This is a genomic window from Kitasatospora purpeofusca, assembly GCF_000718025.1.
Taxonomy (GTDB): Bacteria; Actinomycetota; Actinomycetes; order Streptomycetales; family Streptomycetaceae; genus Kitasatospora; species Kitasatospora purpeofusca.
The window spans coordinates 34,026-52,368 of sequence record NZ_JODS01000030.1; the positions used below are offsets into that span (position 1 = coordinate 34,026).

14 protein-coding genes are annotated in these 18,343 nt (G+C 73.2%); 7 read left to right on the top strand and 7 right to left on the bottom strand.

Annotated features, from left to right (window positions below):
• Nucleotides 1-57 precede the first annotated feature (57 nt).
• Together IF01_RS0131865 and IF01_RS48620 are read right to left on the bottom strand one after the other, a co-directional pair.
• Nucleotides 58-1,272, bottom strand: a complete 1,215-nt coding sequence (locus tag IF01_RS0131865; protein WP_030397073.1) for a pyridoxal phosphate-dependent aminotransferase — start codon at nt 1,270-1,272, stop codon at nt 58-60.
• A 111-nt stretch (nt 1,273-1,383) separates the two neighbouring features.
• A complete protein-coding gene (locus IF01_RS48620) occupies nt 1,384-2,166 on the bottom strand; it encodes a hypothetical protein (RefSeq protein WP_157855402.1) in 783 nt (260 codons plus the stop codon).
• A gap of 151 nt (nt 2,167-2,317) precedes the next feature.
• Here IF01_RS48620 and IF01_RS0131875 point away from each other — a divergent pair, with 151 nt between their 5' ends.
• Nucleotides 2,318-3,037, top strand: coding sequence for a prepilin peptidase (locus tag IF01_RS0131875; protein WP_051756609.1), 720 nt, complete (start codon nt 2,318-2,320; stop codon nt 3,035-3,037).
• A 150-nt stretch (nt 3,038-3,187) separates the two neighbouring features.
• On the opposite strand, the gene IF01_RS0131880 is transcribed toward IF01_RS0131875, so the two are convergent.
• On the bottom strand, nt 3,188-4,813 hold the full coding sequence (locus tag IF01_RS0131880) for a chitinase (protein WP_030397076.1): 1,626 nt from the start codon (nt 4,811-4,813) through the stop codon (nt 3,188-3,190).
• Between the two features lie 418 nt (nt 4,814-5,231).
• On the opposite strand from IF01_RS0131880, the gene IF01_RS0131885 reads away from it, so the two are divergent.
• The 4 genes from IF01_RS0131885 to IF01_RS0131900 all read left to right on the top strand — a co-directional run bounded on the left by IF01_RS0131885 (nt 5,232) and on the right by IF01_RS0131900 (nt 10,920).
• On the top strand, nt 5,232-6,026 hold the full coding sequence (locus IF01_RS0131885; protein WP_078880489.1) for an isoprenyl transferase: 795 nt from the start codon (nt 5,232-5,234) through the stop codon (nt 6,024-6,026).
• Between the two features lie 345 nt (nt 6,027-6,371).
• Complete coding sequence (gene phoH2 / locus IF01_RS0131890) at nt 6,372-7,706, top strand: RNA 5'-3' helicase PhoH2 (RefSeq protein ID WP_030397078.1); 1,335 nt, start codon at nt 6,372-6,374, stop codon at nt 7,704-7,706.
• 465 nt (nt 7,707-8,171) lie between these two features.
• Nucleotides 8,172-8,942, top strand: coding sequence for an aggregation-promoting factor C-terminal-like domain-containing protein (locus tag IF01_RS0131895; RefSeq protein ID WP_030397079.1), 771 nt, complete (start codon nt 8,172-8,174; stop codon nt 8,940-8,942).
• Nucleotides 8,943-9,429: 487 nt separating this feature from the next.
• Complete coding sequence (locus tag IF01_RS0131900) at nt 9,430-10,920, top strand: AI-2E family transporter (protein ID WP_030397080.1); 1,491 nt, start codon at nt 9,430-9,432, stop codon at nt 10,918-10,920.
• A 73-nt stretch (nt 10,921-10,993) separates the two neighbouring features.
• Here IF01_RS0131900 and IF01_RS0131905 read toward each other — a convergent pair whose 3' ends face one another.
• Nucleotides 10,994-11,536 (bottom strand): alkyl hydroperoxide reductase, encoded by a 543-nt coding sequence (locus tag IF01_RS0131905; protein ID WP_030397081.1) that lies wholly within the window; start codon nt 11,534-11,536, stop codon nt 10,994-10,996.
• A 3-nt stretch (nt 11,537-11,539) separates the two neighbouring features.
• Entirely contained in the window at nt 11,540-12,091 is a 552-nt protein-coding gene (locus tag IF01_RS0131910) for a peroxiredoxin (protein WP_030397082.1), read from the bottom strand.
• A 192-nt stretch (nt 12,092-12,283) separates the two neighbouring features.
• Between IF01_RS0131910 and IF01_RS0131915 the strand changes: the two genes are divergently transcribed.
• Nucleotides 12,284-13,237, top strand: coding sequence for a LysR substrate-binding domain-containing protein (locus tag IF01_RS0131915; protein ID WP_030397083.1), 954 nt, complete (start codon nt 12,284-12,286; stop codon nt 13,235-13,237).
• Nucleotides 13,238-13,300: 63 nt separating this feature from the next.
• Here IF01_RS0131915 and IF01_RS0131920 read toward each other — a convergent pair whose 3' ends face one another.
• Nucleotides 13,301-13,924: a TetR/AcrR family transcriptional regulator gene (locus IF01_RS0131920; protein WP_037781919.1), complete on the bottom strand. Its 624-nt coding sequence runs from the start codon at nt 13,922-13,924 to the stop codon at nt 13,301-13,303.
• 160 nt (nt 13,925-14,084) lie between these two features.
• Between IF01_RS0131920 and IF01_RS0131925 the strand changes: the two genes are divergently transcribed.
• Nucleotides 14,085-16,289: an MMPL family transporter gene (locus tag IF01_RS0131925; protein WP_037781923.1), complete on the top strand. Its 2,205-nt coding sequence runs from the start codon at nt 14,085-14,087 to the stop codon at nt 16,287-16,289.
• Between the two features lie 80 nt (nt 16,290-16,369).
• On the opposite strand, the gene IF01_RS0131930 is transcribed toward IF01_RS0131925, so the two are convergent.
• Nucleotides 16,370-18,256, bottom strand: coding sequence for a SpoIIE family protein phosphatase (locus tag IF01_RS0131930; RefSeq protein WP_078880491.1), 1,887 nt, complete (start codon nt 18,254-18,256; stop codon nt 16,370-16,372).
• Between the last annotated feature and the right edge of the window lie 87 nt (nt 18,257-18,343).

Here is an 18,343-nt window from a genome sequence, read left to right on the forward strand (position 1 = left end):
TGCCCCGAGTGCGCCGCGGCCGGGCCCGGTGTTCCGGAACGCCCCGCTGCGGGGGCGCTACGGCTGGGTGTAGCCGCTCAGGAAGACACCGATCCGGGTGACCGCGTCGGTGATCTCCTCCGCGCGCGGCAGGGTGACCAGCCGGAAGTGGTCCGGCTCGGGCCAGTTGAAGCCGGAGCCCTGGACCAGCAGGATCCGCTCGGCCCGCAGCAGGTCGAGCACCATCCGTGCGTCGTCCTTGATCTTGAACACCTTCGGGTCCAGCCGGGGGAAGGCGTACAGCGCGCCCCTCGGTTTCACACAGCTGACCCCGGGGATCTCGTTGAGCAGCCGGTAGGCGGCGTCCCGGGACTCCAGCAGCCGCCCGCCGGGCAGCACCAGGTCCTTGATCGACTGCCGCCCGCCGAGCGCCGCGGCCACCGCGTGCTGGGCCGGCATGTTGGCGCACAGCCGCATCGAGGCCAGGACGGTCAGGCCCTCGACGTAGCTGCGGGCCCGGGTGCGGTCCCCGGAGAGCACCATCCAGCCCGAGCGGAAGCCCGCGACCCGGTAGGACTTGGACATGCCGTTGAAGGTGACGCAGAACAGGTCGGGTGCCAGCGTGGCCAGCGGGACGTGCTCGGCGTCATCGTAGAGGATCTTGTCGTAGATCTCGTCCGCGTAGATCACCAGCTGGTGCCGGCGGGCGATCGCGACCAGCCCCTCCAGCACCTCGCGCGGGTAGACCGCGCCGGTGGGGTTGTTGGGGTTGATCACCACCATCGCCCTGGTCCGGTCGGTGACCTTGGCCTCGACGTCGGCGAGGTCCGGGTACCAGTCGGACTGCTCGTCGCAGCGGTAGTGGACGGCGGTGCCGCCGGCCAGCGAGACGGAGGCCGTCCACAGCGGGTAGTCCGGGGCGGGGACGAGCACCTCGTCGCCGTCGTCCAGCAGCGCGGTCATCGCCAGCTGGATCAGCTCGGAGACGCCGTTGCCGAGGAAGACGTCCTCGACCGTCAGGCCGTGCAGCCCGCGCTCCTCGTAGTGCATCACCACGGCGCGGCGGGCGGAGAGCAGGCCCTTGGAGTCGCCGTACCCGTGCGCGGAGGAGAGGTTGCGCAGGATGTCCTGGAGGATCTCCGGCGGCGCGTCGAAGCCGAACAGTGCCGGATTGCCGGTGTTGAGCTTCAGGATGCGGTGGCCCTGTTCCTCCAGCCGCATGGCCTCTTCGAGCACCGGACCGCGGATGTCGTAACAGACATTGGCGAGCTTGCTGGACTGGATGACCTGCATGCCTGCCTACTTTAGGGGCACGAACGGGCGGCCCGGCGCGTGTCGTGGGACACCCGTCGGACCGCCCGGACGCTGCTGTTCCGCTACCCCTTCGATCGGGAGGCGGAGGCGTCAGCTGGCCTTCCAGATCAGCGGCTGGGTGTCCAGAACGCTACCGAAGACGAGGAACTGCGGCGGGGTGCCGTCCGGAACGAGATAGACGGCACACTGCTGCTGGGTCTCGCCGTCGGCCAGGGTGCCCGGCTTCTTGCCGGAGTCGCACTGCGGGATCGACCGCAGGACGGTCGGGGCGGACAGGATGCCGGTGCCCTTGGGCTCGGTCTGCACCTTGAACCGCATCATGAAGTACTCGTCCTGCAGCGGGGCGCCGGTGCGGTTGGTGAAGTTGACCGTCACGTAGTACGGCGTCCTGCCCGCGGTGTCGGCCGGCTTCCAGTTGTACGGCGCGATCTCGGCCGCGGTGCCCTTGACCACCGAGACCGGGGTGACGTCGGCCTTGGTCTTGCCGAGGTAGCTCCCGGTGGCGGTGAGCGCGAGCGGGTTGTCGAAGGTGATCTTGCTGTTGCCGCCGCTCGCCCCGCCGATCGGGTTGCCGCTGGTCGCGGCCGAGGGCAGGCCGCCCGCGGTCGGGCTGCCGCCGCCGGCCGCGCCGCCCGCCGCACCGGCCGCGGGGGCCGAGGTCGGGGCGGCGGCCGTCGGGGCCGCGGTGATCCCGCCCGCCGGGGCCGAGGTGGGCGCGGCGCCGGTCGGGGCGGCGGTGGTCCCGCCCGCCGGGGCGGAGGTCGGGGCGGCGGTGACGGCCGGGTCGTCGTTCTCCGGGCCGCAGGCGGTCAGCGCGAGTGCGAGCGCGGCCACCGGAACGGCCGCGCGCAGAGTGTTCCGAAGCTTCGTCAAGGTGTGTCTCCCCCGTGGATGATGTGGTCGGTGCGGCGCCGCGGATCGGTGGATCCGAGGTGCCGTCAGTGTCGGACGCGGACGGTGTCCGGTCGGTTCCGGAGCGGAACCCGCCGGATCGTACCGCCACCGGAGGAGGAGGGGGCAAGCCGTGATCGCGATCGTGCTGGGAGCGGTCCTGGCGGGGCTGCTGGTGGCACCGGCCCTGCGCGGACTTGTGGTGCGGTACGCCGTGCCCGAGGACCAGCCGTGGTGCCTGGCCTGTCCGGCCTGCGGGCGCGCCCTGCGCGGCCTGCCGCCCACCGGCGGCTGCCCGGGCTGCCGGACCGGACTCGGCCCGGGCCCGTGGCGGGTGGAGGCGGTCACCGCCGCCGCGGCCGCCGCCGCGCTGACCGCGGCCCACCCGGCGGACGCGCTGCTGCTGCTCTGGCTGGCCGGCCCCGGGGTGGTGCTCGGTTTCACCGACGCCCGGGTGCACCGGCTGCCCTACCCGCTCACCTGGACGCTGGCGGCGGGCCTCGCGCTGCTGCTGACGGTGCTGGAGCTGGTGGACGGCAGCCCGGTGACGCTGCTGCGCTGCCTGCTGGTGGCGCTCGCGGCCGGGGCGCTGTTCGAAGTCCCGGTCCAGCTGGGCCGGATGGGCCCGGGGGACACCGTGCTGGCGCTCGGCCTCGGGGCGCTGCTCGGCCGGTACGGCTGGACCGCCGCGCTGGCCGGCCTGGCCGCCTTCGTGCTGCTGGCCGGGCTCTGGTCGGTCGGCGTCCTGCTGGTGGCCCTGGTGCGGCGCCGGCCGGTGCGGGGCCGGGAGGTGCCGCTGGGTCCGTTCATGCTGCTCGGCACCCTGGTGGCGGTGCTCGGGCACTCCGGCTGAGCCGGGCGGGGCCCGGGTCCGCCCGGGGCCGCCCGGATCCACCGGGGAAAGCGGACGGGCCCGCCGTACCGGTCGGGTACGGCGGGCCCGGCGCCGGCGCGCCGGCCCCACCCTCAAGGGGAGGCGCGCCGTGGGGGTGAGGTCCTCTGGCTACGGCATCTGGTGGACGAACGGGCCGACCGTGTTGGAGAAGGAGTTCCCGTTGACGGAGTCCCAGTTGGTGGACCAGGTCATCGCGCCGCGGATGGTCGGCCACTTGGCCGGCGGGACGAAGCTGCCGCAGTTCTTGCCGGTGGCCAGGCAGTCCAGCGCGTTGTTGACGACGCTCGGCGCGACGTAGCCGCCGCCGGCCGCCTTGCTGGAGGCCGGGACGCCGATGCCGACCTGGTCGGGCCGCAGGCCGCCCTGGATCTGGGTGCAGACCTGCGAGGTGATGAAGTCGATGGTGCCCTGGGTGTAGACCTTGCCGTCGCAGCCGTTCATGCCGCCCGAGTTGTAGAACTGGGTGTTGACGACGGTCAGGATGTCCTTGGTGTTCAGCGCCAGCTGGAAGTAGGCGCCCGCGGTGGAGTACATCCCGATGGTCTCCGGGGCCATCGTCAGGACGAAGCCGGGGCCGACCTTGGACTGGAGGCTGTGCAGGGCGTTGCCCATCTGGGTCGCGTTGACCCCGTTCTCCAGGTCGATGTCGATGCCGTCGAAGCCGTAGTCCTTGATGACGGCGTAGGCGGTGTCGGTGAAGGCCTGGGCGGCGGCCGCGTCGTTGACCGAGATCGCGCCGTTCTGGCCGCCGATGGAGAGGATGACCTTCTTGCCGGCCGCCTGCTTGGCCTTCACGTCGGCGCGGAACTGGGCGTCGGTGTAGCCGCCGAGACCGGCCGAGAGCTCGGCGTCCAGCTTGAAGGTGATGGCGCCGGGGCGGTTGGCGACCGAGTCGGCGAAGGACACCGCGATGATGTCGTACGCGCTCTGGACGTCGCTCAGCTTCTGGAGGTTGTTGCCCTTGTTGTCGAAGTTGTGCCAGTAGCCGGTGACGACGTGCTTGGGCAGGCCGGTGGTCGGGTTGCCGGTGCTGGTCGCGGTGGGCGTCGGGGTCGCGGTCTGGGTCGGCGTGGCGGTCGCGGTCGGCGTGGCGGTCGCCGTGGGGGTGGCGGTCGCGGTCGGGGTCGTGGTCGCCGTGGGGGTGGCGGTCGCCGTGGGCGTCGGCGTGGGGGTGGCGGTCGGGCTCGGGGTGGAGGTGCCGCCGGGGCCGCTCAGCACCACGTCGTCGGCGAGGTAGGCGCTCTGGCCGTACCAGCCGTGCAGGTAGACGGTGACGCTCCGGGCGCTCGCGCCCGTGGTGAAGGTGGAGGAGAGCTGGTTCCAGCTGTTCTGGTTGGACCAGCTGCTCGGGTCGGTGCCGCCGGTGCCGCGGGCGCCGAGGTAGACGTAGGGGCCCTGGACCCAGGCGCTCAGGGTGTAGCTGGTGTTGGGCAGCACGCTGATGGTCTGCGTGCACTCGGCGGTGTCCGCCGCGCCCGGGGTGGCCTGCAGCGCGCCCGAGCCGGAGTGGACCGGCGTGGTGACCGCGCTCGCGGAGCCGGTACAGGTCCAGCCGCCCAGCGAGCCGTCGAAGCCGCCGTTGGCGACGAGGTTCCCGGCGGCCGCGTTGGCACCCCCGGCGAAGAGGGCGAGGCCGGTGCCGGCCAGGGCCAGGGCGGTGGCGCCGGCCGCGAGGACCGGGACGGGGCCGCGGCGGCGCTTGTGCGACGCGGGCCGGTTCAGCGTACGGGCCATGGAGGTGCGCTCCTGTGGGGGAGGAGCGGCCGCCGCGGTGGGGGGCGCGGCGGCCGCGTGTGGGGGAGGGGAGGTCCGCAGTACTGCCTCGAGAGGGGCGGTTCCGGTACGCCGTTCCGCCCTGGCACAAAAGCTGGACTAGACCATTGGGGGTCGTCAAGCATTGAACCGTCGGCTTACGGATTCCTTAAGGAAGGAGAGACCGTTCCGTATCCGGCCGCCGGGCGTTCCCCCGGCCGCCCCCGGGGCGCCGCGCGGGTACGTTCCGGCCATCCGCGCCCGGCCCGCGGCGACAGAGTCCGCACAGGACCGTGACCCTCCCGCGACCTGCGGCTTTCCCTGCCGCCACAGCGCGGGAGTAGGCTGCGCCGGGGGTTCTGAAGCACCCGCTGAAGTGAGCACGGAGGGGCCGAAAACCATGGGTCTGCGCGATGTCGTCGAACGCACGCCGGGTCTGCGCGTCCTGCTGGACGGGATGTACGGCCTCTACGGTCGCCGGGTCGAGGTGCACCTCGCCCGCACCCCGCACCACATCGGGGTGATCCTCGACGGCAACCGCCGGTGGGCCAAGGCGACCGGCGGCTCCACCGCGTACGGCCACCAGCGCGGCGCCGACAAGATCAGCGAGTTCCTCGGCTGGTGCGACGAGACCCACGTCAAGGTCGTCACCCTGTGGATGCTCTCCACCGACAACCTCTCCCGCCCGGCCGACGAACTGGTGCCGCTGCTCGGCATCATCGAGGACGCCGTCACCGGCCTGGCCGCCGCCCGCCGCTGGCGGGTCCACCCGGTCGGCGCGCTGGACCTGCTGCCGCAGCACACCGCCGACGTCCTGAAGCGCGCCGCCGACGAGACCGCGGGCATCGAGGGCATCACGGTCAACGTGGCCGTCGGCTACGGCGGCCGGCACGAGATCGCCGACGCCGTCCGCTCGCTGCTCCAGGAGCACGCCGGCCGGGGCACCTCGATCGAGGAGCTGGCCGAGGTCCTGGACGTCGAGCACATCGCCGAGCACCTGTACACCAAGGGGCAGCCCGACCCGGACCTGGTGATCCGCACCTCGGGCGAGCAGCGGCTGTCCGGCTTCCTGCTCTGGCAGAGCGCGCACAGCGAGTTCTACTTCTGCGAGGCGTACTGGCCGGCCTTCCGCAAGGTGGACTTCCTGCGGGCGCTGCGCGCCTTCGAGCAGCGCAACCGGCGGCTGGGGCTCTGACCGGGGGCGTCGGCCCCGCGACGGGGAGCGGCGTCTTCGCGAGCCGGGGGCGGTGCCCTCGCGACGCGTCCGGGAGCAGTGCCCGCCGGGGCGACGGGGAGCGGTGTCCGCCGGAGTGACGGGAGCGGCGTCCGCCGGGGCGTCGGGATTGACCGCCGTAAGAGCTGGCCTACCCGGTGGCAGGGCGAGGCCAAACGTTCACCCGCAATGATCCGTCAGTTCTCCGGGGGCGCGAATGCACCGCCCCCCGCCTGGGAATACTCCGATCAGACCGGCTCCGAGGCCACCGGGGCAGCGGGGCCGGCTTGCCGCGGATGACGCAGGGTCATCCGCCCTGGAGGCCTAGTGGTCAGTTCCAAGAGCCGCCGGACACCAGACCGGCGGACGTACGTTCTCGACACCAGTGTGCTGCTGGCGGACCCGCTGGCGATGACCCGTTTCGAGGAGCACGAGGTCGTCCTCCCCGTGGTCGTGGTCACCGAGCTGGAGGCCAAGCGGCACCATCCGGAGCTGGGCTACTTCGCCCGCCAGGCGCTGCGGCTGCTCGACGACTTCCGGATCCGCTTCGGGCGTCTGGACGAGCCGATCCCGGTCGGCGAGCTCGGCGGCTCCATCCGGGTCGAGCTCAACCACTCGGACACCTCGATACTGCCGGTCGGCTACCGGGCCGGCGGCGGCGAGGCCGACACCCGGATCCTCGCGGTCGCCCGCAACCTGCAGGCCGAGGGGTACGACGTCACCGTCGTCTCCAAGGACCTCCCGCTGCGCATCAAGGCGTCCTCGGTGGGCCTGCTCGCCGAGGAGTACCGCGCCGAGCTCGCGATCACCTCCGGCTGGACCGGCATGGCCGAGCTGCACGTGGCCGCCGACGACGTGGACGCGCTGTTCGCCGCCGGCCACGACGCCGGCGTCGACGTCACCGGCGCCGACGAACTGCCCGTGCACACCGGACTCGTCCTCACCTCCGAGCGCGGCAAGGCCCTGGGTCGCGTCACCGGCGACGGCCGGGTGCGCCTGGTGCGCGGCGAGCGCGAGGCCTTCGGCCTGCGCGGGCGCAGCGCCGAGCAGCGGGTGGCGCTGGACCTGCTGCTGGACCCGGAGGTCGGGATCGTCTCGCTGGGCGGTCGGGCCGGTACGGGGAAGTCTGCGCTGGCGCTGTGCGCGGGGCTGGAGGCGGTCCTGGAGCGCCAGCAGCACCGCAAGGTGATGGTGTTCCGGCCGCTGTACGCGGTCGGCGGCCAGGAGCTGGGCTACCTGCCGGGTTCCGAGTCGGAGAAGATGAGCCCCTGGGCGCAGGCGGTCTTCGACACCCTGTCGGCCGTCACCACCCCGGACGTGATCGAGGAGGTCATCTCCCGGGGGATGCTGGAGGTCCTGCCGCTGACCCACATCCGGGGGCGTTCCCTGCACGACGCCTTCGTGATCGTGGACGAGGCGCAGTCGCTGGAGCGCAACGTCCTGCTGACGGTGCTCTCCCGGATCGGCCAGGGCTCGCGGGTGGTCCTCACCCACGACGTCGCCCAGCGCGACAACCTCCGGGTCGGCCGCTACGACGGCGTCGTCGCCGTGGTCGAGAAGCTCAAGGGCCACCCGCTGTTCGCCCACATCACCCTGACCCGCTCGGAGCGCTCGCCGATCGCGGCGCTGGTGACGGAGATGCTGGAGGACGTTCAGCCCTGATCCGGACTTTCCGGACTTACCGGAATCCAATGGGCAGTTAGGGACAAAACAGTCAATTCCCGGTATAGGGCCCGCTCCTGAGGGAGCGGGCCCTTGTCCCTTTCATCACATCGCGTGCTTTCTGTCCGGTGAACGCCAGTACGGTGAATGTGACATCCGCCACGCAACAGGGAATTGCGTCGACAGTGCCCGGTGCGGCATGGTGAGGGTTCTGTCAGGCCCCGCGTACGGCATGGCAGGGCTTCCGGGAGACCGGAGGTCCGGCCCGGACGGTCCACCAACTCCGGTCAGTGGGCGCACAATTGAAGACCTGAGCCGTACGCCGCCCGATCACAACGCCCGGTCGCCTCACCTCGACCGGACGCCGGGTCAGTACCTCCCGTGACCAGCACCGTACGGAGGGCAGCGCCAAGGGGCATGTTGCGCCTGTACGGTCACGCGTGGGCGATGCTGGAAGGAATCCATGTGACTCGGATCTCGGTCCGGGGAGTCGCTGTCGCCTCCGCCACCGCCGTCACCGCTGTCGGCGCCGTGGTTGGTATGGGCGCGGGCAGCGAGGCAAAGACGACGCAGACGGTCGACGTCGCCGGCGCGACGCTGCTTGCCGAAGTCCCCTCCGGCGCCCAGGCGCAGACCATCAGCGACAACATCGGCTCGCAGGCGACCGCCCAGCAGGCCGCTGCCGACGCCGCCGCCAAGGCTGCCGCGGAGCAGAAGGCCGCCGAGGAGGCAGCGCGCCAGCAGGCCGCCGCCGAGGCGCAGGCCAAGGCCGACGCCGCCGCCAAGGAGGCCGCCGACGCTGCCGCCAAGGTCGAGGCGGACAAGGCCGCGAAGGCCGCCGAGGAGAAGCGGAAGGCCGACGAGGCCGCCGCGAACCGCTCCAAGGCGCGTTCGGCGATGGCCGCCACCGACAGCACCCCGGCTACCCCGCCGGTCTCGGTCAGCCCCGGTTCGGTGCAGGAGCTGGCCCAGCAGATCATCGGCAGCGACTCGCAGTTCCAGTGCTTCAGCCAGATCGTGAAGCGCGAGAGCGGCTGGAACTACACCGCCACCAACAAGAGCTCCGGCGCGTACGGCCTGGTCCAGGCGCTGCCCGGCTCGAAGATGGCCTCGGCCGGCGCCGACTGGCGCACCAACCCGGCCACCCAGATCCAGTGGGGTCTCGGCTACATGAACAGCCGCTACGGCAGCCCCTGTGGCGCCTGGTCGTTCTGGCAGTCGCACCACTGGTACTAGGAACGCCCGCCGCGGCCCCCCGATCACGATCGGGGGGCCGCGGTATTTCGCTTTTCCGGGGTCCGTCGGTTGTTTGCCTGTGGCTCTGCTTGCCCGTTGGCCCGGTCGCCCGTCGGTCCGGGGAGCGGGCCGCGCCGCCCGGGTGGCGCTGACCATTGCGCCACGGGCGGTGCGGTCCTGGTGCGGACGCGGGGACGGGGAGGGGTCCTGGTGACTCCCCGCCCGGCCGGTCCGCCGACAGTTGGCTCCTGGTTCCCGCCCGACTCCTCCCCGCTGTCCCGTGCCTGAAACCACCGGGGACATGATGGTTTGCCCCGGAATCGTCCCCTGTCCGACCAGCCCCGCGCCGCAAGAACCCGGGCGGATCCCGCTCGCCGGGCGGACTCACCGCACCGCGGCCGGGTAGCGTCTATCCCTGACGGCCGTGGCGGGACCCACGGCGTGCCGCCGCACCGGGCGGCTCCGGCGGGGAGAAGTGGTAGCGAGCATGGCGCGGGGCGGAAAGGCCTTCAAGGCCGTGGCCAAGGGCATGGCCGTGGTGGCGAGCGCGGCCGCCGTCATCGAACGGCGCCGACGGGCCGCGATGGCGGCCGACTTCCACGAGACCCTCCACCCGGTGAGCCAGGTGGATCCGGTGGGCCCGGTGGATCCGGCGGCGGCTCCGGCCGGCCGTCCGCTGCCCGGTCCGCGCGCGGCCGCCGTGCCCGCGGAGGCGGCCGTCGTACCGGCCGGGCCGTCCGGTCCGGCCGCCGCGCCCGTCCCGGTGGCCGCACCGCCCGCCTCCGCCGCCGCCCCCGCGCCGGTCGCCGCTCCCGCCGCCGCCCCGCTGCCCCCGCACGGCCACTTCGGCCGGCCCGCCACCCCGGCTGAGGCGGTGCCGTGGAGCCTGCGGGTCGCCGCCGAGTCCACCTGGCGGCTGCTGCTGCTCGGTGCCGCGCTCTACGTCGTCTTCTACATCGTCGACATGCTGCGGCTGGTCGCCTTCGCGGTGCTCGCCTCGCTGCTGATCTCCGCGCTGCTGGAGCCCACCGTCTCCTGGCTGCGCCGGCACGGGGTCCCGCGCTCGCTCGCCGCCGGCGGGGTGTTCATGAGCGGACTGGCCGGCATCGGGCTGGTCGGCTGGTTCGTGGTCTGGCAGGTGACCACCAACCTGGAGACCGTCACCAGCAAGGTCAAGGCCGGTGTCGACCAGCTGCGGGACTGGCTGATCACCGGGCCGCTGCACCTGACCGAGCAGCAGATCACCGACTTCGCCAACCAGATCACCAAGGCGATCAGCACCAACAGCGAGCAGATCACCTCCGCCAGCATCACCGGCGCGCAGATCGCGGTCGAGGTGCTGACCGCCGTCCTGCTGGCGTTCTTCACCACCTTCTTCCTGCTCTACGACGGCGAGCGGATCTGGAACTGGGCCCTGCGCGGCCTGCCCAGGCACTCCCGGTACGCGATGGCCGGCGCGGGCCCCAAGGCGTGGGCCACGCTCACCGCCTACGTCCGCGGCACCGTCTGCGTGGCGTTCATCGACGCGGTCTGCATCGGCGTCGGGATCCAGCTGCTCGGCGTGCCGATGGCGCTGCCGCTCGCCGTGATCATCTTCCTCGGCGCCTTCGTCCCGCTGGTCGGCGCGCTGGTCACGGGCACCGTCGCGGTCCTGATCGCGCTCGTCACCACGACACCGTGGACGGCGCTGATGGTGCTGGTGGTCCTGATCGCGGTCCAGCAGATCGAGGGCCACGTCCTCCAGCCGCTGATCCTCGGCCGCGCCGTCCGGGTCCACCCGCTCGGCGTCGTCCTCGGTGTGGCCGCCGGATCGATCATCGGCGGCATCGGCGGCGCCATCGTCGCCGTCCCCCTGATCGCGGTCACCAACACGGTGGTCACCCACCTCCGCCGCCGCAACGAGGCCGGCCAGGCCGTCTTCACCGCCCTCGAAGCCGCCCGCGAAGCCGCCACCCGCCCCCATCCCCCCACCCCCTGACCAACCACGCGAACGGGCCCTTCGCCCCGGACCGGAGTCCGGGGCGAAGGGCCCGTTGCGTGGTGGTGCCGGGTCAGGCGGTGATGCTCGCCAGGGCGGCCTCGGAGTCGAGGACGCCGGCGACGGCCTGGAGGACGGCGGCGATCTTCATCGAGGCCTGGACGACCTCGCGGTCGACGCCGGCCTTGCGGAGGACGGCCTCGTGCGAGTCCAGGCACTGGCCGCAGCCGTTGATCGCGGAGACCGCGAAGCACCAGAGCTCGAAGTCGACCTTCTCGACGCCGGGAGTGCCGATGATGTTCATCCGCAGACCGGCCCGCATGCTGCTGTACTCCTTGTCGGAGAGCAGGTGCAGCGTCCGGTAGTAGACGTTGTTCATCCCCATGACCGCGGCCGCGCCCTTGGCGGCGTTGTACGCCTCCGGGGAGAGGTTGGCCTTGGCCTCGGGCTCCAGCTCGCGCAGCACGGCGGGGCTGCGGGTGGCCATCGCGCAGGAGAGCACGGTGCCCCACAGCTGCTGGGCGGGGAGGTCGGAGTTGCCGATGACCGAGCCCAGGTTGAGCTTGAGGTCCTTGGCGTAGTCCGGGAGGGCGGACTTCAGGTCGTCGAGAGCCATGGGTCAGCCGGCCAGCAGGGCCTGGGCGTCGAGGGTGTCCTCGCCCTTGGTCCAGTTGCAGGGGCACAGCTCGTCGGTCTGCAGGGCGTCCAGCACCCGCAGGACCTCCTTCGGGTTACGGCCGACGGAGCCGGCGGTCACCATGACGAACTGGATCTCGTTGTTCGGGTCGACGATGAAGACGGCGCGCTGGGCGGTGCCGTCCGCGGCCTCGACGCCGCAGGCGCGCATCAGGTCGTGCTTGACGTCGGCCAGCATCGGGAACGGCAGGTCGCGGAGGTCCTTGTGGTCCTTGCGCCAGGCGTGGTGCACGAACTCGGAGTCGCCGGAGACGCCGAGGATCTGGGCGTCGCGGTCGGCGAACTCGTCGTTCAGCTTGCCGAACGCGGCGATCTCGGTCGGGCAGACGAAGGTGAAGTCCATCGGCCAGAAGAAGACGATCTTCCACTTGCCCTCGTAGGACTTGTGGTTGATCTCGGCGAAGGCGTTCGCGGCGTCCAGGTCGACGCAGGCGTTGAGTTCGAACTCGGGGAACTTGTCACCGATCGTGAGCACGTTCGCTTCTCCTGAAGTTGAGACGAGGGGAGTTTGTCCGTTTTGCGGAACGGTCTCCACCATTCCACATCGTGGACTGATCAGGGAAATAGCTACACTCGATGTGACTGATCGGAGAGAGTTATCAACAGTCCCACGCCCCCCTCCCGCCCCGTCCGTCGCAGGGCCTCCGCCCGTAAACCCGACGCGGCTGTGGGGAACGCCACCTCGCGCGGCCCCCGGGCGCCGACGGTCGCCCAGCTCAGGGCCTTCGTCGCGGTGGCCGAGCACCGGCACTTCCGGGAGGCCGCGGCGGCCACCGGTACGAGCCAGCCGGCCCTCTCCGGGGCGGTCGCGGCGCTGGAGGAGTCGTTGGGCGCGCAGCTCGTCGAGCGTACGACGCGCCGGGTCATGATCACTCCGCTGGGTGAGCGCGTCCTGGAGCACGCGCGCCGGGTGCTCGCCTCCGTGCAGGCGCTCACCGAGGAGGTGGACGCCGCCCGCCGGCCCTTCACCGGGCCGCTGCACCTGGGCGTCATCCCGACCGTCGCCCCGTACCTGCTGCCGACCGTGCTGCGGCTGGTCCGCGACCGCTACCCGGAGCTGGAGCTGCACGTCCACGAGGAGCGGACGCCCTCGCTGCTGGAGGGGCTGGCCGCCGGGCGGCTGGACGTCCTGCTGCTCGCGCTGCCGGCCGGCGGCTCCACGCCGACCCGGGACATCCCGCTGTTCGACGAGGACTTCGTCCTGGTCACCCCGCCCGAGCACGAGCTCGCCGGGCAGGTGGACGTGGCCCGCGACGTGCTGCTCGACCTGGACGTGCTGCTGCTGGAGGAGGGCCACTGCCTGCGCGACCAGGCCCTCGACATCTGCCGCGAGGTCGGCGCCGACCCCGGCGGCTCGACCACCAGGGCGGCCGGACTGTCCACCCTGGTGCAGCTGGTGGCCGGCGGCCTCGGGGTGACCCTGCTGCCCGCCACCGCGCTGGACGTCGAGGCGGGCCGCGCCGACCGGCTGGCCGCCGTCCGCTTCGCCGCGCCCGCGCCGGGCCGCCGGATCGGGCTCGCCGCCCGGCCGGGGTCGGCCCGCAGCGGCGAGTACGACCGTTTCGCGGCCTCGCTGCGGGAGGTGCTGGCCGAGCTGCCGGTCCGGATCGTCCAGTCCTGACAGGGGCGGGGCTCGCATCGGGAGTGCCCGCCCCCGCGCCGCCGCTCAGGACCGCGCCGCCGCTCAGGACCGCGCGGGCGCGCCGAGGCAGAGGCCGACGGTAGTGGCGACGAGCAGGTCGAGCGCCCGGCGGGACTCCGGCTCCGGGTCCTCGCCGGCGGCCTTGAGGACCAGGTAGCGGTCGCTCAGGCCGTTGAAGCCGGCCAGGAAGTACACCGCGACCTCCCCGGCCGGCACCGGCAGCGTCAGCCCGTGCGCGGCGGCGAGCCCGGTGAGCAGCGCGGCGGCGGTGTCCTCGATCTCGTGCTGGAGCGCCCGCATGGTCTCCTGCAGGTCCGGGTCGCGCAGCGCCATCGCGGAGAACTCGGTGATCAGCGCGCACTTGCCGTCCTCGCCGACGGCGCTGTCCCAGAGGGCGTGGACCATCGTCCTGACCTGCTCGCCGAACGGGCCCTCGGCGGGGGCCGAGGCCCGGACCTGGCCGATGAACTCGGCGGTCAGCTGCTCGACGACGGCCCGGTAGAGGTCCTTCTTGGTGCCGAAGGTGTAGTGCACCGTCGCCTGTGCCACGCCCAGCTCCGCCGCGATCGCGCGGGTGCTGCCCGCGGCGATCCCCTCGCGGGCCATCAGGTCGATCGCGGCCTGGATCAGTTGGGGGCGCCGCTCGGCGGCCGGGACGTGAGCCATTGGGCCAGGGTATCGCCATGTTCGGACAACCGGATCGAATGATCTCGTCGGACGTTCGCGTCAGTCGACTTTGTCATGCGACAAAGTTGCGCGTACGGTGAACGGGACGACCGAGCACCGCGCTCCCGCCTGCCCGAACGACCCGATCGAAGGTGCACGCATGGCCACGTACCTGTACCGCCTGGGCCGCCTCTGCTTCCGCCGGAGGAGAACCGTCCTCGCCGTCTGGCTCGCCCTGCTGATCGCGATCGGCGGCGGCGCCGCGGCCTTCGGCGGCAAGACCACCGAGGAGTTCAAGGTCCCCGGGACCGAGGCCCAGGCCACCCTGGACCGGATCAAGGACACCTTCCCGGCCCAGGGCCACGGCTCGGCCCAGGTGGTCTTCCGCAGCGACGCGGCCGGCGGCATCACGGGCCCCGAGAACGCCCGGGCCGTCGGCGAGGCGGTCGCCCGGATCGCCGCCGTCCCGGGTGTCGCGGGCATCCCCGACCCGTACGCCACCGGCGCGGTCTCCCCGGACGGCACGGTCGCGCTCGGCCTGGTCTCCTTCGACAGCAAGCTCGGCGACATCACCGACCAGCAGCGCGACGCGGTCCGGGCGGCGGCCGACCCGGCCCGCGCGGCCGGTGTCACGGTGGCCTTCGGCGGCGACGCCTACAACAAGATGGCCCAGGTCGACGGCGGCGAGGTGATCGGCCTGATCGTGGCCGGGCTGGTCCTGGTGGTCACCCTGGGGTCGCTGGTCGCGGCCGGGCTCCCGCTGCTCACCGCACTGGTCGGGGTCGGGATCGCGATGGCCGGGGTGTTCACCGTGGCCGGCTCCTTCGAGGTCATCTCGACCGCGCCCGTGCTGGCGCTGATGGTCGGCCTGGCGGTCGGCATCGACTACGCCCTGTTCATCGTCTCCCGGCACCGGCGCCACCTCGCCGAGGGCCTGGAGCCGGAGGAGGCCGCCGCCCGTGCCAACGCGACCGCCGGCAGCGCGGTGGTGTTCGCCGGCCTCACCGTCGTCGCCGCGCTGGCCGGGCTGGCCGTCGCCGGGGTGCCGTTCCTGACCGTGATGGGCCTGGCCGCCTCCGCCGCCGTGGTGGTCGCGGTGCTGGTGGCGATCACCCTGCTGCCCGCCGTGCTCGGCTTCGCCGGCCGGGGCATCGACCGGCTGCCGGTCCGGCGGCGGGCGCTGCGGACCACCGGGCGCACGACGCTCGGCGAGCGCTGGGCGGGCTTCGTGGTGCGCCGTCCGCTCGCCGTGCTGCTGGTGGGCCTCACCGCCCTGGTCGCGCTCGCCGTGCCGGCCGCGAGCCTCACCCTCGGCCTGCCGGGCGGCGGCTCTCAGGCCAAGGGCACCGACGCCCGCACCGCGTACGACCTCGTCGACCACAGCTTCGGCCCCGGCTTCAACGCGCCGCTGGTCGTGGTGGTCGACGCCGCCGGGGCGGCGCAGCCGGAGCAGGCGGTCCAGGGCGTGGCCGGGCGGCTCGGCGCGCTGCCGGGTGTGCAGACGCTGCTCCCGCCGCAGTTGGACGGGCCGAGCCGCACCGCGCTCGTCCCGGTCATCCCGAAGACCGGCCCGGACCACGCCGACACCCGGCAGCTGGTCACCGACATCCGCGACCAGCGCGACGCCCTCAAGGCCGAGACCGGCGCGCGGATCGACGTCACCGGCACCACGGCCGCCAACATCGACGTCTCCGCCAAGCTGAGCGACGCGCTGCCGCCGTTCGTCGCGGTGATCGTGGGCATCGCGCTGGTGCTGCTGGCGCTGGCCTTCCGCTCGATCCTGGTGCCGCTGAAGGCGGTGGCCGGCTTCCTGCTCTCCATCACGGCCTCGCTCGGCGCCGTCGTCGCGGTCTACCAGTGGGGCTGGCTGGACGGCCTGATCGACGTGCCGAAGGTCGGCCCGGTGGTCAGCTTCGTGCCGATCCTGCTGATCGGTGTGCTGTTCGGGCTCGCGATGGACTACGAGCTGTTCCTGGTCTCGGGGATGAAGGAGCACCATGTGCACGGCATGGCGCCGCGCGAGGCGGTGGTGGCCGGGGTGAAGAACGGCGCCCGGGTGGTCACGGCGGCCGCGCTGATCATGGTCGCGGTGTTCGGCTCGTTCGTCTTCGGCCACGACCCGATCGTCCAGCCGATCGGCTTCGCGCTCGCGGTCGGCGTACTGGTGGACGCCTTCGTGGTGCGGATGGCGCTGGTGCCGGCCGCGATGGCGCTGTTCGGGCGGGCGGCCTGGTGGTTCCCGAAGAGCCTGGACAAGGTGGTGCCGCGGGTGGACATGGAGGGCGAGCAGCTGATGGCCCGGCTGGAGCCGGCGGCCGGCGCGGCCGCCGACGACCCGGGAGCAAAGCAGCCCGAGCGGGTCTGAGCCGGGTCCGACCCGAGCCGAGCGGAGGGGCTGCCCCGACGTTCCGCGCCGGGGGCAGCCCCTCCGCTCGGCCGCTAGTCCTACGGCAGCCGCTGCTCGAACCAGACCACCTTGCCGGTGCCCAGCCGGGTCGCGCCCCAGCGTTCGGCGCACCGGGCCACGATCTGCAGGCCCCGTCCTCGCTCGTCCTCCGGCCCGGTCCGGCGCGGCCGGGGCAGCAGCGGGCTGTCGTCCCCGACCTCGCAGCGCAGCCGGGTGGTGCGGACCAGGCTCAGCGTCACCGGGCGGGTGGCGTGCTGGACGGCGTTGGTGACCAGCTCGCTGACCATCAGCTCGGTCGCCTCGGTCAGTTCCTCCAGCCCCCAGCGGCGCAGGGTGTGCGCGGCCAGCCGGCGCGCCCGCCCCGGCGTCTCGTTGCGCGGCTGGAGGTACCAGTGCGCGACGTCCCCGGCCGGGATGCCGTCGAAGCAGGCGGCCAGCAGGGCGATGTCGTCGCCCCGGTCGCCCGGCGGCAGGATCCGCAGCGCCTCCTGGCAGAGGTGCTCGGGCGCGTGCCGCAGGGTGCCCGAGAGCCGGGCGCGGAGCAGCTCGAGACCGTCGCTGAGCGGGCGGCTGCGGGTCTCCACCAGACCGTCGGTGAACAGCAGCAGGGCCGATCCCGGCGGCGCGGGCAGTTCGACGGAGGAGAAGTCCACCCCGCCGACGCCGATCGGCGCCCCCGCCTCCAGGTCGAGCAGCTCGGCCGTGCCGTCCGGCTGGACGAGCACCGGCGGCACGTGCCCGGCGTTGGCGAGCACCACCCGGTTGGCGATCGGGTCGTAGACGGCGTAGACGCAGGTCGCCAGGTGCTGTTCGCGGCCGAGCCGCTGGGCCTGCTCGTCCAGGTGGTAGAGCACCTCGTGCGGCGGCAGGTCGAGGGCGGCCAGGGTCTGCGCGCTGGTGCGCAGCTGGCCCATGATGGCGGCCGAGGTGAGCGAGTGGCCCATCACGTCGCCGACGATCAGCGCCACCCGGTTGCCGGGCAGCGGCACCGCGTCGTACCAGTCGCCGCCGACCTGGGCGCCGCGCTCGCCGGGCAGGTAGCGCTGGGCGAGCCGGACGCCGTGCGGCTGGGGCAGCCGCAGCGGCAGCATGCTGCGCTGGAGCTCGTTGGCTATCTCCCACTCGCGGGCGTACCGCAGCGCGGTGTCCACGGCCAGCCCGGCCTGGGTGGCGAGGTGGGTGGCGGTCGCGGTGTCGGCGGCGTCGAAGCCGGGCCGGCCGCTCTTCTCCTCCGGGCGCCGGATCAGCACCAGCAGTCCGAGCACGGCCTTGCGGCCGCGCAGCGGCAGGGCGAGCACCGAGGTGCCGGGGCTGAGCCTGGCCAGGCCCCGGGCGCCGTACAGCTCGCGCAGCAGCTCGGTGGTGCGGGCGCTGCCGCTGTCCTCGGCGGAGCCGAGCACGACCGGTTCGGCGGGCCGCCGGCTGAGCAGGGTGTGCGCGAGCGCGCCGCCGCGGGTGACCGGGGTGGCCGGGCCGGTGTCGGCGGTGGAGCGCGCGCCGTACCGGCTGCCGTAGCGGTCCCCGTAACGGTCGCGCCCGTCGTCGCCGGCCGGGCGGCCGCGGCGGCCCAGCCGGGTGCCCTGGCTGTGGTGGATCCGCAGCTGCTCGGGGAAGCCGGGCTCGCGTTCGACGTTGGGCAGCGGGTCGCGCAGGTGGACGACGGCGGCGTCGGCGAGGGCGGGGACCAGCACCCGGCCGACGTTGCGCAGGGTGGCGGCCAGGTCGAGCGCGCTGTTGATCCGCCGGGTCGCGGAGTCGAGGTAGGCGAGGCGTTCGGCGACCCGGTCCGGCGGCCGGTCCTGCCGGTCCTGCTGCTCCGGCTGCGGGGACCCGGCCGGGGCCGGTGGTGGCGGTGGTGACGGCGGTCGGCGCGGGATCGGCAGGGCAGGCGGCTGTCCGGCCTCGGGTTTGAGCTGGTCGCGCACGGGTGCCTGTCCTGGGATCGGTACGGTCTGGGGCCTGTTGCTGCTCTGGGGTGTGCGGTCCTGCTCCGGTCCGCCGGCGCCGCCGGG